Annotated in this window: 23 protein-coding genes; 13 read left to right on the forward strand and 10 right to left on the reverse strand. The window is 70.8% G+C overall.

All coding sequences use genetic code 11. The annotated features are described in order from the left end of the window. Window positions 1-84: 84 nt before the first annotated feature. Window positions 85-276: a hypothetical protein gene (locus BMY97_RS00985; RefSeq protein WP_091611100.1), complete on the forward strand. Its 192-nt coding sequence runs from the start codon at window positions 85-87 to the stop codon at window positions 274-276. Window positions 277-666: 390 nt separating this feature from the next. Continuing rightward, on the forward strand, window positions 667-2,160 hold the full coding sequence (locus tag BMY97_RS00990) for an alpha/beta hydrolase (protein ID WP_091611102.1): 1,494 nt from the start codon (window positions 667-669) through the stop codon (window positions 2,158-2,160). Between the two features lie 60 nt (window positions 2,161-2,220). On the opposite strand, the gene BMY97_RS00995 is transcribed toward BMY97_RS00990, so the two are convergent. From BMY97_RS00995 to BMY97_RS01010, 4 genes are all read right to left on the reverse strand, one after another. Further along, window positions 2,221-2,628, reverse strand: coding sequence for a hypothetical protein (locus BMY97_RS00995; protein ID WP_091611105.1), 408 nt, complete (start codon window positions 2,626-2,628; stop codon window positions 2,221-2,223). A gap of 176 nt (window positions 2,629-2,804) precedes the next feature. Next, on the reverse strand, window positions 2,805-3,341 hold the full coding sequence (locus BMY97_RS01000; protein ID WP_342743986.1) for a DUF3626 domain-containing protein: 537 nt from the start codon (window positions 3,339-3,341) through the stop codon (window positions 2,805-2,807). A 93-nt stretch (window positions 3,342-3,434) separates the two neighbouring features. Further along, entirely contained in the window at window positions 3,435-4,820 is a 1,386-nt protein-coding gene (locus tag BMY97_RS01005) for an aspartate aminotransferase family protein (RefSeq protein WP_091611108.1), read from the reverse strand. A gap of 173 nt (window positions 4,821-4,993) precedes the next feature. After that, window positions 4,994-5,479: an Lrp/AsnC family transcriptional regulator gene (locus BMY97_RS01010; protein ID WP_091612751.1), complete on the reverse strand. Its 486-nt coding sequence runs from the start codon at window positions 5,477-5,479 to the stop codon at window positions 4,994-4,996. A 429-nt stretch (window positions 5,480-5,908) separates the two neighbouring features. On the opposite strand from BMY97_RS01010, the gene BMY97_RS01015 reads away from it, so the two are divergent. Further along, window positions 5,909-7,168, forward strand: a complete 1,260-nt coding sequence (locus tag BMY97_RS01015; protein WP_245787083.1) for an APC family permease — start codon at window positions 5,909-5,911, stop codon at window positions 7,166-7,168. A gap of 21 nt (window positions 7,169-7,189) precedes the next feature. Next, window positions 7,190-8,623, forward strand: coding sequence for a gamma-aminobutyraldehyde dehydrogenase (locus BMY97_RS01020; RefSeq protein WP_091611110.1), 1,434 nt, complete (start codon window positions 7,190-7,192; stop codon window positions 8,621-8,623). Window positions 8,624-8,642: 19 nt separating this feature from the next. On the opposite strand, the gene rho is transcribed toward BMY97_RS01020, so the two are convergent. Further along, entirely contained in the window at window positions 8,643-9,710 is a 1,068-nt protein-coding gene (gene rho / locus BMY97_RS01025) for a transcription termination factor Rho (protein ID WP_091611113.1), read from the reverse strand. Between the two features lie 221 nt (window positions 9,711-9,931). Between rho and BMY97_RS01030 the strand changes: the two genes are divergently transcribed. From BMY97_RS01030 to BMY97_RS01040, 3 genes are all read left to right on the forward strand, one after another. Then, the gene (locus BMY97_RS01030; protein WP_091611116.1) at window positions 9,932-10,204 is read left to right on the forward strand and encodes a DUF6412 domain-containing protein; all 273 of its coding nucleotides are present in this window, start codon (window positions 9,932-9,934) and stop codon (window positions 10,202-10,204) included. Window positions 10,205-10,408: 204 nt separating this feature from the next. Continuing rightward, on the forward strand, window positions 10,409-11,095 hold the full coding sequence (locus tag BMY97_RS01035) for a YidC/Oxa1 family membrane protein insertase (protein WP_091611118.1): 687 nt from the start codon (window positions 10,409-10,411) through the stop codon (window positions 11,093-11,095). A 44-nt stretch (window positions 11,096-11,139) separates the two neighbouring features. Further along, the gene (locus BMY97_RS01040; protein ID WP_091611121.1) at window positions 11,140-12,309 is read left to right on the forward strand and encodes a Glu/Leu/Phe/Val dehydrogenase dimerization domain-containing protein; all 1,170 of its coding nucleotides are present in this window, start codon (window positions 11,140-11,142) and stop codon (window positions 12,307-12,309) included. A 3-nt stretch (window positions 12,310-12,312) separates the two neighbouring features. Here the strand turns inward: BMY97_RS01040 and BMY97_RS01045 are convergent, their stop codons facing one another. Further along, window positions 12,313-14,328: an amylo-alpha-1,6-glucosidase gene (locus BMY97_RS01045; protein WP_143086094.1), complete on the reverse strand. Its 2,016-nt coding sequence runs from the start codon at window positions 14,326-14,328 to the stop codon at window positions 12,313-12,315. 155 nt (window positions 14,329-14,483) lie between these two features. Between BMY97_RS01045 and BMY97_RS01050 the strand changes: the two genes are divergently transcribed. The 4 genes from BMY97_RS01050 to BMY97_RS01065 are packed head-to-tail and all read left to right on the forward strand — an operon-like array spanning window position 14,484 to window position 18,659. After that, on the forward strand, window positions 14,484-15,479 hold the full coding sequence (locus BMY97_RS01050; RefSeq protein WP_091611124.1) for a LacI family DNA-binding transcriptional regulator: 996 nt from the start codon (window positions 14,484-14,486) through the stop codon (window positions 15,477-15,479). 35 nt (window positions 15,480-15,514) lie between these two features. Then, window positions 15,515-16,756, forward strand: coding sequence for a sugar ABC transporter substrate-binding protein (locus BMY97_RS01055; protein ID WP_091611127.1), 1,242 nt, complete (start codon window positions 15,515-15,517; stop codon window positions 16,754-16,756). Further along, window positions 16,753-17,835 carry a carbohydrate ABC transporter permease gene (locus BMY97_RS01060; RefSeq protein WP_245787084.1) on the forward strand — a complete coding sequence of 361 codons (1,083 nt, stop codon included), beginning with the start codon at window positions 16,753-16,755 and terminating at the stop codon, window positions 17,833-17,835. Before BMY97_RS01055 ends, BMY97_RS01060 begins: the two co-directional genes overlap by 4 nt. Next, entirely contained in the window at window positions 17,832-18,659 is an 828-nt protein-coding gene (locus BMY97_RS01065) for a carbohydrate ABC transporter permease (RefSeq protein WP_091611129.1), read from the forward strand. Before BMY97_RS01060 ends, BMY97_RS01065 begins: the two co-directional genes overlap by 4 nt. A gap of 19 nt (window positions 18,660-18,678) precedes the next feature. Here BMY97_RS01065 and BMY97_RS01070 read toward each other — a convergent pair whose 3' ends face one another. After that, window positions 18,679-19,323, reverse strand: coding sequence for a hypothetical protein (locus BMY97_RS01070; RefSeq protein WP_143086095.1), 645 nt, complete (start codon window positions 19,321-19,323; stop codon window positions 18,679-18,681). 19 nt (window positions 19,324-19,342) lie between these two features. Continuing rightward, window positions 19,343-20,119 carry an ArsR/SmtB family transcription factor gene (locus tag BMY97_RS01075; RefSeq protein WP_342743987.1) on the reverse strand — a complete coding sequence of 259 codons (777 nt, stop codon included), beginning with the start codon at window positions 20,117-20,119 and terminating at the stop codon, window positions 19,343-19,345. 67 nt (window positions 20,120-20,186) lie between these two features. Here BMY97_RS01075 and BMY97_RS01080 point away from each other — a divergent pair, with 67 nt between their 5' ends. Next, a complete protein-coding gene (locus tag BMY97_RS01080) occupies window positions 20,187-20,684 on the forward strand; it encodes a hypothetical protein (RefSeq protein ID WP_177231121.1) in 498 nt (165 codons plus the stop codon). Here BMY97_RS01080 and BMY97_RS01085 read toward each other — a convergent pair. Both BMY97_RS01085 and BMY97_RS01090 read right to left on the reverse strand, forming a co-directional pair. Then, window positions 20,566-22,038 carry a M81 family metallopeptidase gene (locus BMY97_RS01085; RefSeq protein WP_091611136.1) on the reverse strand — a complete coding sequence of 491 codons (1,473 nt, stop codon included), beginning with the start codon at window positions 22,036-22,038 and terminating at the stop codon, window positions 20,566-20,568. The genes BMY97_RS01080 and BMY97_RS01085 overlap by 119 nt on opposite strands. Continuing rightward, a complete protein-coding gene (locus BMY97_RS01090; protein ID WP_091612759.1) occupies window positions 22,035-23,183 on the reverse strand; it encodes an ROK family transcriptional regulator in 1,149 nt (382 codons plus the stop codon). Before BMY97_RS01090 ends, BMY97_RS01085 begins: the two co-directional genes overlap by 4 nt. A gap of 162 nt (window positions 23,184-23,345) precedes the next feature. Between BMY97_RS01090 and BMY97_RS01095 the strand changes: the two genes are divergently transcribed. Then, a complete protein-coding gene (locus BMY97_RS01095) occupies window positions 23,346-25,145 on the forward strand; it encodes a peptide ABC transporter substrate-binding protein (protein WP_091612762.1) in 1,800 nt (599 codons plus the stop codon). Window positions 25,146-25,148 lie beyond the last annotated feature (3 nt).

The raw sequence follows: 25,148 nt of genomic DNA on the forward strand, positions 1-25,148 counted from the left end.
CCACCCCGCGCCAACGGGGGTGGCCCTCACCCACCGCGGTGGCAGTAGCCTGCGGCCCGGCGCCATCGGTGCGATGCTGGGCCGATGACTCATTACGCGCTGGCGCAGGCGGTCACCGTCGCGCAGGACCTCGAAGCGAAGGGCTTCCTGGGCACGGTCGGGAAGATCGCGGCCGCGACCATCATCTTCTTCATCGCGGTCGGGCTGATCGTCGGCCTGATCCTCGGCTTCTTCATCGGCCGCGCGGCCGGGCGCCGGCAGGGCTCCGGCTCCTGACCGCGCCGTCCACGCGGTCCACGCTGTCCACAAAGGACTCAACGCGGTCTCGGCTCCGGCAGGCGCGGCGAGGGCCACTGCCAATGCCAAGGAGGGCGGCGTGCCCCGGTCGCCCTGGGCCGGTCCGGACGATGCGCCGCCGGCCCGCCGTACCGGTACTCCTGCTCCACCTGCACCAGATCGAAGATCCAGTCGCCTCTCATGGGTTCCTCCCGGGTCGTCGGTGATTGCGGTGTCCACGTTCTTCCTGAGGGCGCGGTGCGGGCATCGGAAGATCACGTCGTCCCCACCCCTTACGCCGGGGATTCCCTTACCCGCGTACGCGCCGGGTGATCTTCTGGCAAGATCCAGGCGGACTCGGTCGACTTCTCGCCGGAAGGGTGGGCACCCATGGACCTGGGCAGGAAACTGGCGCTCGTCGCCACGGCCGCGACGGCGGTGGCGGCGATGCTCCCCGGCGCGCCGGCCGGCGCCGCGCCGAACGGCGGCATCGCGTGGAAACCCTGTCCCACGGGGAAAGACGTCGACTGCGGCACCGTGACCGTGCCGATCGACTGGGACCACCCGGACCACGGCACGATCCAGCTCGCGCTCGCGCGCCGCAAGGCCACCGACCCGTCGGCGCGGATCGGCTCGATCCTGATGGACCCGGGCGGCCCGGGCGGGCCCGGCGCGGGCGAGGTGCAGGACGGCTGGACGCTGTCGCCGTCGATCACCCGGCGGTTCGACACCGTCGGCTTCGACCCGCGCGGCGTCGGGCAGAGCAACCCGGTGCGCTGCGGACTGACCGAGGTCACCGCCCCGGACCCGCAGCTGCCGAAGAACGCGAGCGAGTACGCGCAGCTCACGGCGTACAACCGCGCGCTGGGCGCGAGCTGCGCCAAGAACACCGGGCCGCTCGCCGGGTTCGCCGACACCAAGAGCGTCGTGCACGACATGGACGCCATCCGCGCCGCGCTCGGCGAGGCCAAGCTGACGTACTACGGCGTTTCCTACGGTTCGCTAATGGGCCAGCAGTACGCCGAGACGTACCCGGACCGGGTGCGCGCGCTGGTGCTGGACAGCAACATGGACCACTCGCTGCGGACCACGTGGGAGTTCCTCAGCACCGAGACCGTGTCGTCGCAGGAGCTGTTCGAGCAGTTCGCTTCCTGGTGCGCGCGGACCGCGAGCTGCGCGCTGCACGGCCAGGACGTGCACGCCCTGATGGCGAAGCTGTACTCCCGCGCGGAAAGCGGCGACCTCGGCACCCCGGACGACCGGCTCGACCCGGTGGCGTTCGTGAACCTGGTCAGCCAGAACTTCTACGGCCCCACCTGGGGGCAGCTCGCCACCACGATGGTGAACCTGCGTGACGGCAAGCCCGCCCAGCCCTCGGCGTTCGGCGACATCACCGTGCCGTCGGCGTTCGGCAGCGTCTTCTGCGCCGACTGGAAGCTGCCGGTCAGCGGCTACGGCGAGCTGGAGACCTACCGCCGGGCGCTCGCCGCGATGGCGCCGGACATGCGGTTCTCGCCGCTGGGCTGGACCTCGACGGCGGGCTGCATCGACTGGCCCGGCCAGGTGCGCAACCCCCAGCACCGCCTTTCGGTGCACGGCGCGCCACCGCTGCTCATGCTGAACAGCCGGTACGACCCGGCCACGCCGTACCCCTGGGCGCAGCGCGCGGCCCAGCAGAGCGGCGCCACCCTGCTGACCTACGACGGCTGGGGCCACGGCGCGTACTTCAAGAACAGCGACTGCGTCACCAAGGCGACCGACGACTACCTGATCTCCGGCACCGTGCCGCCGAAGGGGACGCACTGCGCCGCCGTGGAGCCGAAGGCCCAACAGTCCAGAATGGACGGTCCAGCGCTGCCGTCCGGCACGCTCTTCGGACGCTGACCCACAGCACGGCCCTCCTCGCTCGGCAATCGCGAGGAGGGCCGTGCTGCTTGGGACGGATCAGTAGTCGTCGCGCCCGGTGAACTGCTGTTCCAGCAGCTCGGCCGACCCGGCGACCAGCTCCAGCGGGTCGATGAACTCGTTGATGTCCAGGTTGATCAACGGCAGCGAATGCCGCAGCACCACGTGCTCGCCCATCACCACCACCCCGCCGACGACCAGCGTGTTGCCGACCTCGGTGAGCACGGAGAGCAGGTCGACCTCGTCCACGCGCGCGAACGGGGTCGCGATCTGCACCCAGTCCTCCCGCTTGTCGAACACCTCGCGGGCGATCACCATGACCTGCGCGCGCCCCTCCGTCTCCGCGTCGTCGCCGAACGACATGCGGATCCGGATCTCATCCGGATCATCCAGAACCACCCGGTACTCGTGCCTGATGTACCCGACCAGATCGGCCCAGTCCGCCACGCGTTTCCTCCCGTTTCGCTTCGTGAACGATCAGGGTAGTGAACATCGGGCGGCGGAGAGCGGCAAGCGCCGGTTATGTCCGGGTCAAGCGCCGAATCGGGCGACGCAATGCCAAAGCCGCTTCACGGTCCGGGGATCATGCACGGCCACGGCGCCCCCGACGATCCGGGCGTCGATCACCCCGTCCTCCGCGATCTCCAGCCCGGCTCCGCCGCGTCCTCGGCGAGCCGCAGCGGGCCGTGGACATGGGCTTCGATGTGGTCGTCCAGGACGTCGGGCTCGGCGCGGCGGGCGAGCCCCAGCAACGGGAAGTGGTCCGCGGTGCCGAAGTCGGCGGGGTTCGAAACGCTGTCCGGGTAACAGAAAGTGGTCCGCTGCCGGACCGGGTGGTTCAGCCGGAAATGCGCCGACCCGAACCGCACCGAACCGCCCGCCGGGCGGCGCCGGTAATTCAGCGAGCCGTACTTCGGGCGCGCCGACGGTGGTGCGTCGTCGTACGCGCCGCCGAACAGGCGGTGCTCCCAGCGCCACCGGTCGCCACCCGGGTAGGCCGTGAGCCCGCCGTTGCTGGTGCCGGTCTCGAACTGCGAGCGGTACACACCATCGTCGGCCAGGTGGCGCAGCAGCGGGACCCCGCCGACGAGACGGTCCGGGTGGAAGTGCACCGTGACGCCGAACTCGCCGAGTGGCGGGCCGTGGCTGAGCGATGCCACGTGGGCCAACGCTCGTAACCAGGGTTCGGTGTCCACCCCGATCGGAATAGCACGGGCGGCGCGCCGAGGACCCTCCGGCGCGCCGCCCACAGCTCAGAGGAGCTTCCACGCCCCCGTCAACGTCTCGCGCAGAATCTGCTCCATCTCGTCGAATTCCCGCTGCCCGCAGATCAACGGCGGCGAGAGCTGCACCACCGGCTCGGCCCGATCGTCGGCCCGGCAGTACAGGCCGGCCTCGAACAGCGCGTCCGACAAGTAGCCCCGCAGCACCCGCTCCGACTCGTCCGCGGTGAAGGTCTCCTTGGTGGCCTTGTCCTTCACCAGCTCGATGCCGTAGAAGAACCCCGCCCCACGGACATCGCCCACGATCGGCAGGTCCAGCAGGCGGTCCAGGGTCCCGCGGAACGCCGATTCCTGTGCCAGCACGTGCCCGTACAGGTTCTCGCGCTCGAACAGGTCCAGGTTCGCCAGCGCGACCGCACAGGAAACCGGGTGGCCGCCGTAGGTGGAGCCGTGCATGAACGTCGTGGACCCGTGCAGGAAGGGCTCCATCAGGCGGTCACTGGCCAGCACCGCGCCCAGCGGCGCGTAACCCGAGGTCAGGCCCTTGGCGGTGGTGATGATGTCCGGCTGGTAGCCGTACCGCTTCGCGGCGAAGTCGTGGCCCAGGCGGCCGAAAGCGCAGATCACCTCGTCGGACACCAGGAGCACGTCGTGGCGGTCGCAGATTTCGCGGACGCGCTCGAAGTAGCCCGGGGGCGGCACGAAACAGCCGCCCGTGTTCTGCACCGGCTCCAGGAACACCGCCGCGACCGTGTCGGCGCCCTCGAATTCGATGGCCTGCTCGATCTGGTCCGCGGCCCACCGGCCGTACGCCTCGTAGTCGTCGGCGTGCTCGGGCGCGCGGTAGAAGTTGGTGTTCGGCACGCGCATCGTGCTCGGCACCAGCGGCTCGAAGTCCGCCTTCGCGCCCGGGATTCCGGTGATGGACAACGCGCCCTGCGAAGTGCCGTGATAGGCCAGCGCGCGGCTGATCACCTTGTGCTTCGTGGGCTTGCCGACGAGCTTGAAGTACTGCTTCGCGAGCTTCCACGCCGTCTCGACGGACTCCCCGCCGCTGACGGTGAAGAAGACGCGGTTCAGGTCACCGGGCGAAGCGGCGGTCAGGCGCTCCGCCAGCTCGATCGCCGACGGGTGCGCGTGGCCCCACAAAGGGAAGTACGCGAGCTGCTTCGTCTGCCGCGCGGCGGCCTCGGCCAATTCCTCACGGCCGTGCCCGACCTGCACGGCGAACAGGCCGGCCAGCCCGTCGAGGTAACGCTTGCCGCGCGCGTCCCAGATGTAGGCGCCCTCGCCGCGCACGATCACCGGCACTTCGGCGGACTCGAAGCCGGAGTGGCGGGTGAAGTGCAGCCAGAGGTTGTCACGGGCGGCGGCGGCCAGGGCCGTCACGTCGGTGGGTTCGGCGGTGGTGCTCATGGCTCCCTCGAAACGGCCTCGGGGCTGCCGGCACGCTTGGCGCGCACCGGCCGGACCTCTCGGTTATCGCACGAGCAGGCCTACCGTCGCAAGTGGATCGGTTGAAACAAGAGGTTTACACAACCGATTCAAGGTCAATCTGCGTGATCAACCTTCGGATTTAGTCGTCACCCTCAGCGCACGCCCCACTGGTACGACTGTTTCCGCAGCTTGAGGTATACGAGCACCTCCGCGTTGCGCACGCCGGGCAGCGCGCGGATGCGGTTGGACGTCAGGTCGAGCAGCGCTTCGTCGTCGGCGCAGACCGCCTCGCACAGCACGTCGAAGCGGCCGGCGCACAGCACCACGTAGTCGATCTCGTTCATCTCGGCGAGCGCGTCGGCGACCGGCTCGAGCGGACCGTCCACATTGATCGCCACCATCGCCTGCCGGAACAGCCCGACCTGCAAGGGATCCGACACCGCGACGATCTGGATGACCCCGGAGTCCGAGAGCCGCTGCACCCGCTGGCGGACCGCGGCCTCGGACAGCCCGACGGCCTTGCCGATGGTGGCGTACGCCCGCCGTCCGTCCTCCTGCAGCTGCGCGATGATCTGCTTGGAGAGGTCGTCGATCACCGGCGGCGCCGGCCGGCTCGGGTTCGGTTCCTGGCTGCTCACCACCGGATCATCCCCTCCCCGGGCGAGCGCGGGCAAACCGGCGGCCACCGCGCCACCCGATTCCGAACCGTCACTGAAAGCAACCGTCCAGACAGCGCCAACAACGGATTTAGTCGTCTTTGTGGCGTTGACAACACTGAATCAGTGCTGTTCCATCCGTCGAAACATTCCGCCGCTGACGGAGGGACACCGCCCATGCCCCCTACTGAGCCGGTCGTTACTAATCCGACTACAGCCACGGCGGAAACGGGTCCCGACAAGCAAACTGGCTGCGGCCCGTGTCCGCCTACTTCCGGTCGGATTAGTAACCTGGCCCCCACCGACCCCGGCCTGTCCGGCACCGCGGAAGCCACTGCCGAGCCGCCCGCCCGGCGTGGCCTCACCCGCTCGATCGGCGTCGGCGGCGGCACGCTGCTGACGCTCAGCTGCGTGACCCCCGCGTCCTCGCTGTTCGTGCTCGTGCCCCCGCTCTTCGCCCAGCTCGGCACCGGCACCGCGCTGGCCATCGCGCTCGCGGTGCTGCTGTGCGTCGGCATCGCCTTCTGCTACTCCGAACTCGGCACGCTCGTGCCCAGCGCCGGCGGCGAGTACGCGATGGTGACGATGGTCCTCAACCGCTTCGCCGGCTGGATCACCTTCGTGCTGTCGTTCATCGTGATCCTGGTGGTGCCGCCGATCATCGCCATCGGCGTGGCGGACTACGTCGGCGCGATCGTGCACGTCGACCCGTCGGTGGCCGGAGCGGTCGTCATGCTCGCCTCCACCGTGATCGGCCTGCTGAACCTGCGCTCCAACGCCTGGCTCACCGGGGTCTTCCTCGCGATCGAGGTCGTGGCGATCGTCGTCGTCTCCGTGCTGGGCTTCAGCCATGTCAGCCGCTCGGCCGCCGTGCTGGTGAGGCCGAGCTTCGACGGCGTCAACGCGATCGGGCTGACGGCGGTGATCGCCGGGCTCGCCGTGGCGCTGTTCGTGGTGCAGGGCTTCTCCACCGCCGTCTACCTCGCCGAGGAGATGCGCGAGCCGCACAAAACGGTGTCCCGCACGGTGTTCTGGACACTCGGCATCAGCGCGCTGGTGATCCTCGTGCCGGTCGTCGCGATCACCCTGGGCCTGCCGGACCTGGGCTCGCTCGGCTCGGTCGACATCACCGCGCTGGTGGTGGGCTGGAGCAATTCGACGTTCGGCACGATCATCAGCCTGTGCATCGCGGCGGCGATCGTGAACGCCGTGATCGTGATGGTCATCCAGAACTCGCGGGTGCTCTTCGCCTCCGGCCACGACCAGGCCTGGCCCGCGCCGGTCAACCGTCTGCTGAGCGTGGTGAGCGAACGGTTCGGCTCACCGTGGGTCGCGACGCTCGTGGTCGGCCTGTCCGAAGCGGTGCTGTGCTTCGTCCCGGTGGAGACGCTCAGCGGGGTGACCGGAGTGGCCGTCGTCGCGCTGTACCTGGCAGTCGCGGCGACCGTGCTGGGCGCGCGCCGCGCGGCGCACCGGAAGCCGCGAGTCTGGCGGATGCCCGGCTGGCCCGTGGTGCCCGTCGTCGTGGTGCTGGCGCTGGCGTACGTGCTCGTCGAGCAGAGCGCGCTCGACCTCGGCATCACCGCGGCGGTCCTCCTCGTGTCGGGCCTCTACTGGTTCGGCTACCTCCGCCGTCGCGACGATCGCTGGCTCGTCACCGTGCCGGCCTGAACCACCGACAGGAAGGAATCCATGAACAGCAAGCAGGTCTTCCGGAACTTCGTCGCGGGCGAGCACCGCGACGCGACGGACGGGCGCACGCTCGACCTCGTCGACCCGGTGACGGGGACGGTGTACGCCACGTCCTCGCTGTCGAGCGAGGCTGATGTCGCCGCCGCCGTCGAAGCCGCGGCCGAGGCGTTCGAGACCTGGCGCGACACCACGCCGGCCGAGCGGCAGCTCGCGCTGCTGCGGATCGCCGACGCGATGGAGTCGCGGGCCGAGGAGTTCGTCGCGGTCGAGTCCGCGAACACCGGCAAGCCGCTCGCCGTGACCCGCGAGGAGGAGCTGCCCATGGGCGTCGACCACCTGCGGTTTTTCGCCGGTGCGGCGCGGGTGCTCGAAGGACGCGCGGCCGGGGAGTACCTGGAGGGGTTCACCTCGTTCATCCGCCGCGAGCCGGTGGGTGTCTGCGCGCAGGTGACGCCGTGGAACTACCCGCTGCTGATGGCCATCTGGAAGATCGCGCCCGCGCTGGCGGCGGGGAACACGATCGTGCTCAAGCCCTCCGACACCACGCCCGCGTCGACGCTGCTGCTCGCCGAGATCTGCGGTGAGTTCCTGCCGCCAGGCGTGTTCAACGTCGTCTGCGGTGACCGCGACACCGGCCGCGCGCTGGTGTCGCACCCGCGGCCGGACATGGTGGCGATCACCGGCTCGGTCCGCGCCGGCATCGAGGTGGCGGGCGCGGCCGCGGCCGACGTCAAGCGCGTGCACCTGGAACTGGGCGGCAAGGCGCCGGTGGTGGTGTTCCCGGACGCCGACCTCGCCGCGGCCGCGGCGGCCACGGCCGCGGCGGGCTACTTCAACGCCGGCCAGGACTGCACGGCGGCGACCCGGGTCCTCGTCCACGAGGACGTGCACGACGAGTTCGTCACGGCGCTCGCCGCGCAGGCCGCCGCGACGAAGACCGGACTGCCGGACGATCCCGGTTCGGCCTATGGTCCCCTCAACAACGCGGGCCAGCTCGCGCGGGTGGCGGGTTTCGTCGACCGGCTGCCGGAGCACGCCGTCATCGCCCACGGCGGGGAGCGGCTCGGCGACCAAGGCTTCTTCTACGCGCCCACGGTGGTCGCCGGCCTCCGCCCCGACGACGAGATCGTCCGCGAAGAGGTGTTCGGCCCCGTGATCACCGTGCAGCCGTTCACGACCGAAGACGAGGCCGTGCGGCTGGCCAACGCCACCGACTACGGCCCGGCGTCCTCGGTCTGGACCCGCGACCACGCCCGCGCGATGCGCCTGACCCGCCGGCTGGACTTCGGCTGTGTGTGGGTGAACGCGCACATCCCGATCGTCTCGGAGATGCCGCACGGCGGGTTCAAGAAGTCCGGCTACGGCAAGGACCTCGGAATGTACGGCTTCGAGGACTACACCCGGGTCAAGCACGTGATGACGGCGCTGGGCTGACAACCAGCCGAAACGCGCCTCAGGCGGCCGCCGGCATGGGCACGCCGAGTGAAGCGGTGACACGCATGACGAACTCGGCGTTGGAGCGGGTGCTGCGCACCTGGTCGAGGAACTGCTCGGCGGCGCGCTTGGCGTCCTGTCCGGACAGGGCCCGGCGGACCTCGCCCATCACCGTCAGCTCGGGGCCGGGGACGAGCAGCTCGTCGCGGCGGGTGCCGGAGGCGAACAGGTCGACGGCGGGGAACACGCGCTGGTCGGCGAGGACGCGGTCGAGCCGAACCTCGGAGTTGCCGGTGCTCTTCAGCTCCTCGAAGAACACGGTGTCGGCCAGCGAGCCGGTGCCGACCAGCGCGGTCGCGACGACGGTGAGCGAGCCACCGCCCTCGATGTTCCGGGCGGCGCCGAGGATGCGCTTCATCGGCTGCAGCGCGCCGGCGTCGACACCCCCGGAGAGGATGCGGCCGGACGGGCGGCTCGCCAGGTTGTAGGCGCGGCCCAGGCGGGTCAGCGAGTCGAGCAGGAGCACGACGTCACGGCCGCTCTCCACCAGCCGCTTCGCCCGCTCGACGGCCAGCTCGGCGACCGCGACGTGCTCGGCCGGCGGCCGGTCGAACGTGGACGCGACCACCTCGCCGCGCACGGAGCGCTGCATGTCGGTGACCTCCTCCGGGCGTTCGTCGGCGAGCAGCACCATCAGGTGCGCCTCGGGGTGGTTGGTCGCGACCGCTTGCGCGATCGCCTGCAGCACCGAGGTCTTGCCGGTCTTCGGCGGCGCGACGATCAGCGCGCGCTGCCCCTTCCCGATCGGCGCGACGAGGTCGAGCACCCGGGTGGTCAGCTGGTGGCGGCTGGTTTCGAGAACGAGCCGCTGGTCCGGGTGCACCGGGGTGAGGTTCGCGAACTCGGGCCGCGGCCCGCCGGGCTCCTCCCCGTTGACCGAGGTGATGGTGTCACCGTCGCCGGTGATTTCGTCGCCGCGGCGCAGGCCGTACTTGCGCACGAGTCCGAAGGGGACGGTGGTGCCGCCCGGGCCGTAGCCGAGGGTGGCCTTGTTGGCGTGGATATCAAGAATTCCGTGGTATGACATGGTTTTTCTCCTCATGAGAAACAGAATGATCGACGCTTGGTGCGGATCGTGTGCTGGTGAACGAAGAAAGGCCCTGGAAGAACCGGACTTCGGAAGAACTCCCCCGGGCGGCGGGTGGGCCGACATCCGTGAGGATCGTGGCCGAGCGTAGCGCACTCGGGGCGACAGCCACAACACCCCGGTTTCGGTTAGACTCACGGGCGAGCGAAAGGGGCGGCCGGATGGACACTTTGCTGGAACTCGCCTTTCCCGCGCTGATGAGCCCCGCGGGCCTGGTGGCCTTCGCCTCGGTGGTGGCGGCCGGACTGCTGGTCGTCCTCGTGGTGGGCTACGCGAACCGGGGCGAGCTGTCCTTGTGGGCCGTGCCGGTGCGAAACCGCTTCACGGCCCTGAACCAGCGCGCCCGCCGCGCGGCCTTCCTGCGGCTGCGCGATCCCGCCGCACCCGGCCGCTGCCGGCCACGGGCACCCGGACTCCCCGGCTCGGCTGCGTAGCTCCGCGGAAGCAGCGCTTTTTTTCCTTACCCGCCAACACTTGGCCGGTCGAACCCACGATGTCACGGCGGTCGCCGACGTGCGCTGTCGCGTCCACGCCTGACGAATCCGTCCCGGCCATTGTGATGTGCCCTTCCGCAGATTTCCTTGCCCGCAGCCGATTCCGCCTGCCCGAAATCCCTCTCACTCAAGCGGAGTCCAACCATGCCCGGCTTTCTCGACGTGCCCGTCGCGGGTGCGTACCACCTCGTCCATTGGCTCGTCTCGCTCACCGCCCCCGTCGCCGGTTCGTTCGCGGTGGTGCTGGCGATCGTGGGGTTCACGGTCGCCGTGCGGCTCGCGCTGCACCCGTTCGCCAGGGCGGCGGTGCGGGGCGAGCGCGCCCGGACCGCGTTGCTGCCCGAGATCCGCAAGCTGCAGGAGAAACACCGCGGCAACCGCGAAAAGCTCGCGGCCGAGATGACCAGGCTGCAGCAGGATTCCGGCACGTCCCTGTTCGTCGGGTGCCTGCCGATGGTGGCGCAGCTGCCGTTCTTCTGGGTGATGTACCACCTGTTCAGCACCGCGGTCATCGCCGGCACACCCAACGCGCTGCTCACGGCCGCGCTGTTCGGCGTTCCCCTCGGGGCGCACGGGCTGGCGGCCGCACCGGTGGTGTTCGTGGTGGCCGGCGCGCTCGCGGTGGTCGCCTGGTTCTCGGTCCGCTGGCAGGACCGCCAACGCGATCTCACCGCCCCCGGCGCCAGGCTGCTGCGCCTCCTGCCCTATGGAACGGTCCTGGTCACCCTTTTTGTTCCCCTCGCCGCCTCGCTTTATGTGCTGACCACCACCACGTGGACCGTCGCGGAGCGGGCGCTGTTGCGCCGACGTGCTGATTCACCGGTCGGTTAGGGTGCCGCGACCGCTGTCACGAACCGACCGGAGGATCGCCCGCCGTGTTCCTTGAAGTGAGCTGGACCGACCCCGGCACGGGCTGTCGCGGCTACCTCGTCATCGACCGGCTGGTGCGCGGCGTCGCCAGCGGCGGCCTGCGCATGCGTCCCGGCTGCACGCTGGCCGAGGTCCGCGGGCTCGCCGAGGGCATGACGCGCAAGGAGGCGCTCAACTACCAGCCGGAGGACCGTTATCTCCCGCTCGGCGGGGCGAAGGGCGGCATCGACTTCGACCCCTACGACCCGCTGGCCCGGGACGTGCTCAAGCGCTATCTCGAAGCCATGCGGCCGCTGATCGAGCGGTACTGGACGATGGGCGAGGACCTCGGCGTCCGCCAGGACGTGATCGACGAGGTCCTCGCCGAGCTGGGTCTGGGCAGCTCCGTCGAGGCGATCCACCCGCTGCTCGACGACCCGGCGGCGGCGATGGAACGGCTGGCCGCGGCGTTCCGGGTCCGGGTGGCGGGCCTCGGGCTCGACGAGCTGGTCGGCGGCCTCGGTGTCGCGGAGGCGGCGCTGACCGGGCTGGACCGCCTCGGCCTCGACCGGCGGGAAAGCCGCGCGGTCGTGCAGGGCTTCGGTTCGATGGGCGGTGCCACGGCACGATTCCTCGCCGAGGCCGGGGTGCGGGTGGTCGCGATCGCGGACCGGCACGGCCTGGTCGCCAACCCGGCCGGGCTCGACGTCGAGGGCCTGCTGGCGGGCCGGGACCGCTTCGGCGCGATCGACCGCGAGCGCCTTCGGCCGGGCGACACGACGGGCCCGGCCGAAGGCTGGCTCACCGTGCCCGCCGAGGTGCTCGTCCCGGCGGCCGTCTCGTACTGCATCGACCACCACAGCGAAGCGGTCATCACGGCGAAGCTCGTGGTGGAGGCCGCGAACCTGCCCGTGACGGCGGAGGCCGAGGCCCGCCTCGCCGCGCGCGGGATCCCGGTGATCCCGGACTTCGTGGCCAACTCGGCCACCAACTCCTGGTGGTGGTGGACGCTTTTCGGCGACATCGGCCCGGCCGCCGACGAGGCGTTCACCAAGGTCCGCACCCGCCTGCGCGGACTGGTCGACCCACTGTTCGTCCACTCCGGACAGACCGGTGGCACGCTTCGCGAAGCGGCGCAACAACTCTGTGACGCCAATCTGGCCGCGATCGACGCCCGGTTCGGCGAGTCGCAATGACTCTCAGCCGCGGCGCAGACCTGGTGGCAGCCGCAGTTCGGTGACGGTCCCGGCCGCGTCGATCGCGACGTCCAGGGTTCCGCCGGCCAGCGGGAGGCCGGTCACCCGCAATGCGCCCACCGGGCTGGGCCGCGGCGGGTCGACGGTCACCGTGCCCGCCGGGATGTCCGCCCGCAGGCCGAGGAAGGTGGTCAGCAGGGTCACCGCCGCGGCCGCGGACCAGGCCTGCGGACGGCACGACGCCGGGTACGGCAGCGGCGCGTCGACGTCTTCGGGCCCGTAGCCCGCGAACAGCTCGGGCATCCGGTAACCGAACGCGCCGGCCGCGCGGACCAGCTGCATGCCCAGCTCCGCGGCGCGCGCGGACTGACCGGACTCGCTCAGCGCGCGCACCACCACGGCCGTGTCGTGTGGCCACACCGAACCGCAGTGGTAGCTCAGCGGTGAGAACCCGCCGGCCGTCGACGCCATGGTGCGCAGCCCGAACCCCGGGGCCAGCGCGGGCCCGAGCAGCAGCGCGCCGATCTCCTCGCCCTCGGCCGCGTCGACCAGACCGGTGCCGAGCAGGTGGCCGATGTTGCTGGTCAGCGCGTCCACCGGCCGCTTCTCGCCGTCCAGGGCCAGCGCGGGGAAATGACCCTCCGAAGTGGACACCCAGAAGGTGGAGCGGAACCGCGCCCGCAGCGCCGAAGCCCAGTCCGCCAGCCCCTCGGCCGGCTCCCCCAGCGCGGACAGCAGTTCGGCCGCCCGCAGCACGGCCTCGTGCTGGTAGCCCTGCACCTCGGCGAGCGCCACGGGTGGCGCGGCCTGCGTGCCGTCGGCGAACCGCACCGCGTCGCCGGAGTCCTTCCAGCCCTGGTTGGCCAGGCCGTGGCCGGTCTCGTCGAGGTACTCGGCGAAACCGTCGCCGTCGGTGTCGGCCAGCCCGGTGATCCAGAACAGCGCGGCGCGCAGATTCGGCACCAGCGCTCGGACTTCGTCTTCGGGCAGTCCCCAGCGCCACGCGTCGTGCAGCAGGCAGACCCACAGCGCGGTCGCGTCGATCGTGCCGTAGTAGCGCGCGGGCAACGACATCCCGTTCACTTCGAAGTCGGCCCGGCGCAGCTCGTGCAGGATCTTGCCGGGCAGCTCGCCGGTCGCCGGGTCGATCCGCTCGCCCTGCGCCCGCGCGAGGGTGCGCAGGGTCCCGCCGGCGAGATCGACCGAAAACGGGAGCGCGAGCCGCGCCGCCCACAGGCTGTCACGGCCGAACAGGGTGAGGAACCACGGCGCGCCCGCGCCGGCGAAGACGTCCTCAGGGTGCGCGCGCTCGGCCAGCAGCAACCCGTCGAGGTCGGTCAGCGAACGGTTCAGCAGCGCGGTGAACCGCCGGTCGTCGGCCTGGACCACCGGCGCGGCCAGCGCCACGGAGGTGCCGGGCACGAACAGCGAGTCCGGGTCGGCCACGCTCAACGTCCAGTGCAGCCGGACGGTCCCGGCCGCCTTCACCCGCCACCGCAGCCGCACCCGGTCACCGTCCACAGTGGCCTCGGCGTCCGTGGTGACGGTGGCCGACACCGAGCCGGACGTCCAGCGGATCCCGCCGGCCACCGGCGCCGGCACCACCCGGGCCCCGCGGGCACCGGACTTGATCACCTCGATCGCCGCGAAGTCCGCGGCCAGCACCAGCTCGACCACGCACTCCGCGGGCCGGGCGGCGTGGGAGACCAGCTCCAGCTCCTCCGTCATCCCGGTCGCGGTGACCCGTCGATGGCGGCGGAGCCACACCGTCGGGTCCGGGCCGGGGTCGCCGAGGTGGCGCAGCAGCCCGGTGAAGCTCGCCCGGGCGGCCGACGGCTCCTCGGCGCCGATCGGCACCGGCTCGTGCCCGTCGACCGTGACCACGGCCTCGCTGAGCAAGCGCAGGTCACCGTGCAGCAGGCCCTGGGTGCCGTCGCCGCGGACCTGGCCGTCGCGGCCGGAAAAGACGACCGTCGGCGCTCGCAGGGCGATCGCGAGGTCGTGGAGCAGCGGCTGCATGGGGGCGTCCTCCGGTGGGGTCGGGTACGTCGATTGGATCGATCAAACCAGGTCCGTGTCAAGTTCCGGGGAAGTCTTGACAGGTCATCGTCCAGCGTTCAGAGTAGCCGCCAGATTGAACGTTCAAACCGGCAAACACGCAGGCAGGAGTCGGCATGGCACAGCGGGCGACGCTGAACTCGGTCGCGGAGGCAGCCGCCGTGTCGCGCCAGACGGTGTCGAACGTGATCAACTCCCCCGAGGTGGTCAGCCCGGAGACGCGGGAGCGGGTGCTCGAGGCGATCGAGCGTCTCGGCTACCGCCCGCACACCGCCGCGCGCCAGCTGCGCACCACGCGCTCGCAGATCATCGGGCTGCGCATCGCGCCGGTCGGCAACGGCGTCAGCGGCGTGGTCCTCGACCAGTTCCTGCACTCGCTCACGGCCACCGCCGAGGAGTACGACCACCGGATCATGCTCTTCACCGCCGCCGACGACGAGTCCGAGACGCGCGCGTACGCCGATCTCATCGCTTCGGTCGGTGTCGACGCTTTCGTGCTCACCCACACCCACCACGACGACCTCCGCACGCGCTGGCTGCGGGAGCGCGAACTGCCGTTCGTCACCTTCGGCCGCCCGTGGGGCGCCGAGCAGGACCACCCGTGGGTTGACGTCGACGGCGCGCGCGGCACGCGGCTGGCCACCGATCACCTGGTGCGCCAGGGCCACCGTCGGATCGCGTTCGTCGGCTGGCCCGAGGGTTCCGAGACCGGTGACGACCGGCGGGCCGGCTGGTCGGCCGGGCTGGCCGAGGCGGGCATCCCCGAACGGCGTGAGGCAGCGGTGTTCGACGGCGTCGAAGGGGGCCGCTCGGCCGCAGCGCGCCTGCTCGACGAGCCGCTCGCGCCCACCGCGTTCGTCTGCGCCAGCGACTCGCTCGCCCTCGGCGTGGTCGGCGAGCTGCGCGACCGCGGCCTGCGGCTCGGCGCCGACGCCTCCGTGATCGGCTTCGACGACACCCCGACCGCGGCGGTGCTCGGGCTGAGCAGCGTCGCGCAGCCGATCGCCGAGGTCGCCGCCGAATGCGTCCGCCAGCTGCGCGTGATGCTGCGCGGCGAGCCCGGGCCCGCGTCGGCGCTGCTGCCCCCGCGGCTGGTGCTGCGCAGGACCTGACTTCCCCACCCCACCTGCACGATCAAGGAGGATCGATGCGTCACACGCTCTCCCGCACGGCCGGTGCCGTCACCGCGACCGGGCTGCTGCTCACGCTGACCGCGTGCGGCGGCGGGTTCGACGACTCGACGGCGCCCGCGACCCAGCAGGCCGGGCCCGCCTCGCTCAAGCTCATGATCGCCTCGAGCGGCGGTGCCGAGCTGAAGGCGATGCAGGACGCCACGGCCAAGTGGAGCGCGGCCAGCGGCGGCTCGACGGCCGAGGTGATCGCCGCGAACGACCTGCCGCAGCAGCTCAGCCAGGGCTTCGCCGCGGGCAGCCCGCCGGACGTGTTCGCCGTGGACGCCACCAAGTTCCAGGGTTACGCCGACGAAATGCTGCCGTACGGGGATTCGGTGTCCTACAAGGACGATCTCTACCCGACGCTGCGCACCACGTTCACCAAGGACGGCAAGCTCTACTGCGTCCCCAAGGACTTCTCCACTCTGGCGCTGGGCATCAACACCGACGCCTGGGCCGCCGCGGGCCTCACCGACAACGACGTGCCGAAGACCTGGGACCAGCTCAAGGCCGTCGCGCAGAAGCTCACCACGAGCAGCCGCGCCGGGCTCGTGTTCAACAACACCCGTGACCGCGTCGGCGCGTTCCTGGTGCAGGCCGGCGGCTGGCCGCTCGACGCCGACCAGAAGAAGGCCACCGCCGACACCCCGCAGAACCTCCAGGCGCTGACCTACGTGCGCGACCTGCTGGCCTCGGGTGCGGCGAAGTACCCGAAGCAGCTCGGCGCGGGCGACTCCGGCGAGGCGTTCGGCCAGGGCAAGGCCGCGATGAGCATCGACGGCAACTGGATGGTCGGCGGCCTGGCCAAGGACCACCCGGACCTGAAGTACCGCGTGGTGCCGCTGCCCGCGGGCCCGGCCGGGCCGGGCACGCTCTCGTTCACGCAGTGCTGGGGCATCGCCGCGAAGAGCAAATTCCAGACCCAGGCCAAGCAGCTCGTCGACGCGCTGATGGCGCCGCAGCAGGAGCTGGCGTTCGCGAAGACGTTCGGCGTGATGCCGTCACGGCAGTCGGTGCGCACGCAGTACCAGCAGGACTTCCCGCAGCAGGCGGCTTTCCTGGCCGGCGCCGGGTCGGCGCACGGCCCGGTGACGCTCACCAAGATGGACCCGGTGCTGACCGACTTCGACGCCCAGATCCAGCAGCTGCCCGGCGCGGACCCCAAGCAGATCCTCACGCAGCTGCAGACCAACACCGCCGCCGCGCTGGGCCAGTGAGCGCGCGCACCACAGTCCCCGCCCCCGCCGCGTCCCCATCCCCCTCGCGGCGGGGGCGGGCTCCACAGCGGAGCCCGCTCCGTCGCGAAGGCCGGGCCGGCTGGCTGTTCCTCGCCCCGACGCTGGTGATCCTCGGCCTGTTCATGGTGGTGCCGATCCTGATGGCGCTGTGGGTGAGCGTGAGCGACTGGACCGGCAACGGCAGCCCGCTGTCTTCACGCGTGCACTTCGTCGGCGCGGACAACTACGCCGCGCTGCTCACCGACCCGGGGCTCACCCAGCGGAACTTCGCCACGAGCGTGCGCAACAACGCCTACTTCGTGCTGTTCGTGGTGCCGCTGCAGACGGCGCTGGCACTGGGGCTGGCCATGGTGCTGAACCAGCGACGGCTCAAGGGCAAGCAGTTCTTCCGGACCGCGTTCTACTTCCCGACCGTGACCAGCTCGGTCGCGATCTCGGTGGTGTTCCTGTTCCTCTTCTCCAGCACGGGCACGGTGAACGCCGCGCTGGGACTGTTCGGGGTGAACGGCCCCAGCTGGTTCGCCGACCCGCGGGGGGTCTTCCAGCTCCTCCTGCACGGGCTCGGGGTGACGAACCCGCCGCAGGCGCTGACCGCCGGCAGCTTCATGGGATTGTCCTGGTGGGACTGGCTTTCCGGGCCCAGCGTGGCGATGTGCTCGATCATCGTGCTCGTGGTGTGGACCTCGACCGGCGGGTTCATGCTGATGTTCTACGCGGCCCTGCAGAACCTGCCGCCGAGCGTGGACGAAGCCGCGCTGATCGACGGCGCCGGGCCGTGGCAGCGGTTCTGGCGCGTGACGCTCCCGCAGCTGCGGCCGACGCTGTTCCTCGTGCTCACCCTCGGCCTGATCGGCACCTGGCAGGTGTTCGACCAGGTGTACGTGCTCAGCCGCGGCGAGCCGGCGAAGACCACGCTCACGCCGGCCTACCTGTCCTACTCGACGTCGTTCATCGGCAAGGAGTGGGGGCAGGGCTCGGCGATCGCCTTCCTGCTGTTCGTGGTCATCGTGCTGTTCACGCTGGGGCAGCGCTGGTTGTTGCGGGAGAAGGGAAAATGAGGCAACGCAGGTCGCTGCGCTGGGCGGGCTACGCCGTGCTCGGCGTGGTCGCGGCCGTCTACATCTACCCCTTCCTGATCCAGCTCGGCACGGCGTTCAAGACCGACGCCGACGCCACGGCCCACCCGCTGACCCCGTGGCCGCACGAGTGGTCCGTGGCGGTGTTCGGCGCGCTCGCCCAGCAGGACTTCCCGCGCTGGGCGCTGAACTCGGTGTTCGTCTCGGTGTCGGTCACGGTCGGGCGGGTGGTGTTCGACTCGCTGGCCGGCTACGCGCTCGCGCGGCTGCGCTTCCGCGGCCGGGCCACGGTGTTCGGCGCGGTGCTGGCCGTGCTCGCCGTGCCGAGCGTGGTGCTGCTGATCCCCAAGTTCCTGGTGCTCAACCAGTTCGGCATGTACGACACGTACGCGGCGATGATCGTGCCGCTGCTGGCCGACGCCACCGGGGTGTTCATCATGAAGCAGTTCTTCGAGACGGTGCCGGTGAGCGTGGAGGAGGCCGCCCGGATCGACGGCGCCGGGCCGTTGCGCACGTTCTGGTCCGTGGTGCTGCCGATGTCGCGCCCGGCCCTGATCACGCTGACCATCCTTTCGTTCCAGGGCTCCTGGAACGAGCTGCCGCACTTCATCGTCTCGCGGCAGGACCCGGCGCTGAACACGCTGACCTCCGGCGTGGCCACGCTGGTGTCCGGCCAGCTCGGCCAGGGCAACCAGTTCCCGTTGAAGCTGGCCGCCGCGCTGCTGATGACGGTCCCGGTGGCGGTGGTGTACTTCATCTTCTCGAAGCGCTTCACCCGCGGCACCTACGAGGGTGTCGACAAGTAGCCACGCCTCCGTCCGCTGGTCACGGCCCGAAAGAGGGCGATCTGAGGGTCAGGTTCGGCTCGCGCTCCTCGTGCGTGCGGACCGCCGCCGCGAAGTCCCGGTCCGGTTCGGGGATCCGGGCTCGTTGCTGGGCCGCGATGACGAACAACTGCCAGAGTGCCCGCAGCTCCAGCTTCGACGGCTGCTGCCAGTCGACGACAATGCGCGGCGGGATCCTGAGCACGAACCGGCCGGTGGCGAGCAGGCCGAAGGGCTCCCCGCCGTAGAGGCGCACCCGGCCATGTCCGTTCGTGCGGCCGAGCCTCACGACGAAGTCCTGGACATCCGCCAGCACGACGTCGCGGTAGCCCTCGATCGAAAGCGGCGGGGTGCCGGGTGCGTCATAGATGAACAGCGAATAGATCAGCACCGGGTAGGTGGAGTAGAGCCGCAGCGCCGCCAGCAGGAGGCAGCGATCCTCGCGCACCGCTTTGGCGAGTGCACTGACCTCCTCGTCGGGCAACCCTTCCAAGCGGACGATCACGGTGGGCTCGCCGTCCTGCTCGAGCAGGAAGGGCATCATCGCGGCGATGCGCTCGACCACCACGTCCCCGGTGCTCGCCTCTCGCGGCACGTCGGCAGTCGAGAGATCGAAGTCCTTGCGGCTGCGCCACTTCTCGAACATCAGCACAACCTACAGGGCGTCACCGCGCTTTGGACATCTCCAGTGACAACGGCTTCCCGGTCTCCAGCAGGGACTTGAGGTTCGACAGCACTGCCGCCCAGCCGCCGGAGACGTCGCGGTGGGCCTTGGCGTCGGCGAGATCCGTGTGGGTCACGGTGAGGCGCACGACGCCTTGGTACAGCTGGATGTCGAAGGCCGCGCGGGAGGGCACCTGGTCCTCCGGCCCGTTCGGGTCGTACCAGGAGGTGACGAGCCGCTTCGGCGGCTTGCTCTCGACCACCTCGCCCTTGATGTCGGCGATGCCCGATCCGTCGGCGCGCACGTGGGCCCAGCTCGAACCCTCCTGCCAATCGGATTCGTTGCGGTGGCCCCAGTACAACGCGGTGATGTCCGCGTCGGTGAGCGCTTCCCAGACCTTCTCCGGGGTGCTCTCGATGTAGGTGACGTAGACGAAACTCGGCTTCTCGCTCATGTTTTCCTCTGCTCGGCGTTTGACGGCGCTCAGTGCGTGCAGCCGGGGGCGTTCGAACTTCCCGACCCACCGCTCCTGCATTTCGTGCAGCGGCACGGGATTCAGGTAGTGCAGCTTCTCCCGGCCACGGCGGACCGTGCTGACCAGGTTCGCCGCTTCGAGGACGGCGAGGTGCTGCGTCGCCGACTGGCGCGTCATGTCCACGCGCCGGCACAGCTCGTTCAGCGTCAGGCCGTTGTCCTCGTGCAGCTGGTCGAGCAGGTAGCGCCGGGTCGGATCGGCGAGCGCCTTGAAGACTTTGTCCAGCTCCGGTTGCACACTCACAGTAAGGCAGGTAAATGCCTGCATGTCAAGCCGCGAAGGCCGCATCCGCTGAAGTACGTTCGGTGTCATGCGAATGCACCGCGTGATCAGGGCTTGGGCCGTGGCGGCGACCGTCTCCGGGTTGCCGTCGACCGTGCACGCGCTGCTCACGAGACGTGACCCGCTGGCGGCCACGCGGGCGGCGGGCACGCTGCTGCCCGGCGGCCGGGCGAGCGTGCTCGGCGGTGCCGTCGCGCACCTCGTGGTCTCCGCGGGCTGGACGGCCGTGCTCGCCGGCTTGGACCGGCGCCGTCCGCTCTCGGTCGCGGACGGGCTGGCCGCGGGGGCGGTGATCGCCGCGCTGGACCTGGGGGTGGCCGCCCGGCGTTACCCCGCGATCCGCGCCCTGCCGCAGTGGCCGCAATGGCTGGACCACCTCGCGTACGGCGCGCTCACCGCCGCTTCGCTCAAAGCAGCTCGGGACGCAGGGCCGGAGCCGCCATCGCCTCGTCGAACGGGAACATCGGCCGCTCGATCGCGACGTGCCCGAGGCGCAGGAGGTCCTGGTCGACGCCGCCGGGCGTGAGCGCGAGCAGCCAGTCGGCCGCCATCTCGTACAGCTCCGGCTCGAGGTAGCCGATCTTGACGATCACGACGTCGGCCTCGCGCGGGCGCAGGCCGAGGGCGAGGAAGTCCGACTCCAGGTGATACGGCTTGCGCCGCGCCGTCACGATCACCCGCAGGCCGCCGACGGCAAGGGCCACGGCCGTGCCCGCGACCGGGTCGGCGTCGTCGACCGCCTCGACGCGCGCGGTCACCGGCACCGGGCCGCGCGGGCCGGCGTCGACCTTCCCGCCCAGCTCCACCGTCACGGTCGCGCCGAGCCCGGCTTCGACGGCGGCGGCCACGGCGGCCGGGTCCACGATCGCCGCGTACAGGGTGATCAGCTCGGAGTCCACAATGGCCGGTGTCCGCAGCAGCACGTCCAACGTCCACGACGTGTCCCCGGCCCCGCCCGCCGTCGGGTTGTCCCCGGAGTCGCTGAGGAAGAACGGGCGCTCGGCCGACTTCACCGCCTGCTCCAGACACTCCGGCAGAGTGCCGGTCGGGGCGACGAAAGCGAAGTCTCGACGAGCGTCCCAATAGGACTGCGCCAGCCGGGCGGCCTCCGCGGTGATCAGCTCCTCGTCATCACCGGTGACGACGACGGCGGCCTGGCAGCGCGGCTCGTCCGCCCACGCGTAGCCGACCCAGATGGCCGCGTCGAGCACTCCGTCGAGCGCCTCGACCTCGTCCACCGCGGCGTACACGCTCTTCGCCGGCTCCAGCCGCGTGCTCGTCTTCTCCCCCGGCAGCAGCACCGGCACCTGCACCCACGCCTTTTTCGGCTTCCCGCCGGAACGCAGCCGTGCCACCAGGTTGCGCGCCGCGCGCTCGCGCGTGTCCCACGCGTCGGTGTGCGGGGCCTTGCGGTAGCAGGTGATCAGGTCCAGCGCCGTGGCCAGCTCGCGCGAGACATTGCCGTGCAGGTCCATCGACGCCGACACCAGCACGTCCGGCCCCACGATCGCGCGCACCTGCGCCGCCAGCTCCCCCTCGGCGTCGACGCGGCCGACCACGCTCATCGCGCCGTGGATGTCGAAGAACAACCCGTCGAGGGCTTCCGCCGCCCGCAGCCGTTCCAGGATTTCGCCGGACAGCTCGGCGTACGCCTCCTCGGTGACCGCGCCTCCGGGCAGCGAGCGAGCGTGCACCAGCGGCACCCACTCGACTCCTTCGGTCCATTCCGGACGCTCCCGCAGGAAGTCGTACCGCGCCAGCAGTTCGTCGTCCCGCGTGACGTGGAAGTCGTCCACAGTGGACCGATGCGGCGAGAACGTGCTCGACTCGATGGCGATCCCCGTGATCCCGACCCGCAGTTTCCGCCCTGTCACTGTCATCGCCCGCTCCGTATCGCTTCGTCGAACACTTCGTCCAGCACCAGCGCGCCCGCGCCATACAGCCCCGCGTCGGCGCCGAAGCGCACCCGGTCGATCCTCAGTTCCCTGGTGGCCAGCGGCAGGCAGCGTTCGTACAGGGCGCCGCGCACCGCGGCCATGAACGCCTCCGAACCGGACAGCGCGCCGCCGAGCAGCACCTCGTCCGGATTGCTGAAGTTGACCACCGTGGCCAGCACCTCGCCCAGTTGCAGCCCGGCGCGCCGGACGGCCGTGGTCGCCGCCGGGTGGCCGTCCTCCGCGGTGGCCATCACCTGCGCGGTGCTCGCCACCTCGACCCCCTGCTCACGCAGCTGGGCGACCAGCGCCGCGCCGCTCGCCACCGTCTCCAGGCAGCCGCGGTTGCCGCAGGTGCACGGCCGCTCGCCGGCCACCGGCACGCGCACGTGGCTGATGTCGCCGGCCACCCCGGCGCGGCCGCGGTAGAGCCGCCCGGCCATCACCAGCCCGGACCCGATGCCCGTGCCCGCCTTGACCACGAGCAGCGTCCGCCCGGGCGAGCCGGCCACGGATTCACCCAGCGCCAGCAGGTTCGCGTCGTTGTCCACGGCCACGGGTTGCTCGAAGTGCTCGCGCAGGGCCTCGCGCACCGCGAACCCGCGCCAGCCCGGCATCCGGGACGGCAGCGTGATCGTGCCCGCGCCGACGTCGACCGGGCCGGGGAACGCGACCCCGACGCCGAGCGAGCGCCCTGGGCAGTCCGCCTCCGCCGCGACCTCGCGCACGGCCGCGGCGAACTCCGTCACGACCTCTTCCGGCTCACGGTTGATGTCCAGCGGCCGCTCGTCCACGTGCAGCAGCGTGCCCGCGATGTCGAGGGCGCCGATGCGGACGTGGCGCGAGCCGACGTCGGCCGCCCAGACGTGGCCGAACCCGGCGTTCACCGACAGCAGCTTCGGCCGCCGGCCGCCCGCGGACCGGCCCTCGCCGTGCTCCGTGAGCACCCCCGCGGCCAGCAACGCCTGCGTGCGCACGGAAATCGTGGACTGCGGCAGCCCGAGCACCCGCGCCAGGTCCACCCGGGACACCGCGTGCTCGTGCGCGATCAGCCAGAGCAGGCGCAACAGCCCGGCGGGATCGTCGGCCACGGCCGTCACCTACTTACTTCAGATCTGATGTAACTATCCCGAAACTTGACCCGGAAACCAGCTCTTGGCTTTTCCCGGTACCCATGCGACATTACACGGCAACCAGGAACCCACCCAATACCCGGATTACGACTTACATCAATCGTGTTGGAAGTGATGGCGATGGCTCGACACCCGTGGCGCACCGCGCTCGGGGTCACGCTCGCCTCCGTGCTCGCACTGTCCGGCTGCGCGGGCAGCCAGGAGCAGCACGGCGGTGGCTCCGGAGCGCCCCGGGCCGGCGGCACCGCGCGGTTCGCGCTGCCGCCTTCGGCGACCCCGAACTGGATCATGCCGATCTCGATCCCCGGCTACGGCGCGAGCTACAACGGCGTCATCCGGAGCACGATGTTCGTGCCGCTGTACAACTACGACGGCAACTCCGGCTCGGTCACGGTCGACGACCCCGGCAGCGCCGCCGACCCGCCGCGCTACTCGGCCGACGGCAAGACGGTGACGATCACGCTCAAGCCGCTCACCTGGTCCACCGGCGACCCGGTGACCAGCCGCGACGTCGAGTTCTGGCTCAACCTGGTCCGCGCGGGCAAGGACAACTGGGGCAAGTACTCCGAAGGCCTGATGCCGGACAACATCAAGGCCTTCCACGCCGTGGACGAGCACACCTTCACCCTCACCCTCGACAAGGCGTACAACCCGGACTGGTTCACCGCCAACCAGCTCAGCCTGGTCGTCCCGATGCCGCAGCGGGCGTGGGACCGCACCAGCGCGAGCGGCCCGATCGGCGACCACGACCGCGACCCGGCCGGCGCCAAGCAGGTGTTCGACTTCCTGGTGGGCCAGGCCAAAAGCCTCGGCACGTACGCGACGAACCCGTTGTGGAAGGTCGTGAACGGGCCCTTCACGCTGTCGGGGTTCACCGCCACCGGCGAGGTGACGCTGACGAAGAACCCGAAGTACACCGGCCCGGACGCCGCGAAGCTGGACACGGTGAAGTTCCTGACCTTCACCAGTTCCTCGGCCGAGTACAACGTGCTGCGCGCGGGCGGCGTCGACTACGGCTACGTGCCCACGTCGAACCTCGGCCAGCGAGCGAAGCTGGAGGCGCAGGGCTACCGGGTCGAGCCGTGGAACGGCTGGTCCATCACGTACTCGCCGTACAACTTCAACAACCCGCGGCTGGGCAAGGTGTTCGCGCAGCTGTACGTGCGCCAGGCGCTGCAGCACGCGGTGGACCAGGACGCCATCACGTCGGTGATCTGGCGCGGCTCCGCCCGGGTGGGCTACGGCCCGGTGCCGCAGGACAACGACACGAAGTACCTGTCACAGCGGCAAAAGACCAACCCGTACCCGTTCGACCTCGACGCCGCCCGGAAGCTGCTGTCCGGCCACGGCTGGAAACCCGGCCCCGACGGGGTGCTCGCGTGCTCCGCGCCGCGGCTGTGCGGCGAGGGCATCGCGGCCGGCACCCGCCTGTCCCTCACCATGCTGACCGAATCGGGCTCCGACGAGACCGACGGCACCATGCAGGAGCTGCGCTCGGAGTTCTCCCGGATCGGCGTCGAAATGAAGGTCAACGCGCAGCCGCTGAACACCGTGCTGGCGAACGGCACCGCGTGCGAGCCGTCCGACGCCTCGTGCTCCTGGCAGCTGTCCTACTTCGGCACGCAGGGCAGCTGGTACTTCCCGGCCAACCCCAGCGGCGAGCAGCTGTTCGCCACCGGCGCCGGGACGAACTTCGGCAGCTACAGCGACAAACACGCGGACGAGCTGATGAGCGCGACGAACCTTTCGGCCTCCGACCAGCCGATGTTCGACTACAGCGCCTACCTGGCCGAGCAGCTGCCCGTGCTCTGGCTGCCCAACCCGCCGTACCAGGTCTCGGCGATCGACACCGCGTTGCACGGCATCAGCCAGGACCCGCTGGCCGGGCTGGCACCCCAACGCTGGTTCTGGACGAGGTGAAGC

The sequence above is a fragment of the Amycolatopsis saalfeldensis genome, from assembly GCF_900110575.1.
Taxonomy (GTDB): domain Bacteria; phylum Actinomycetota; class Actinomycetes; order Mycobacteriales; family Pseudonocardiaceae; genus Amycolatopsis; species Amycolatopsis saalfeldensis.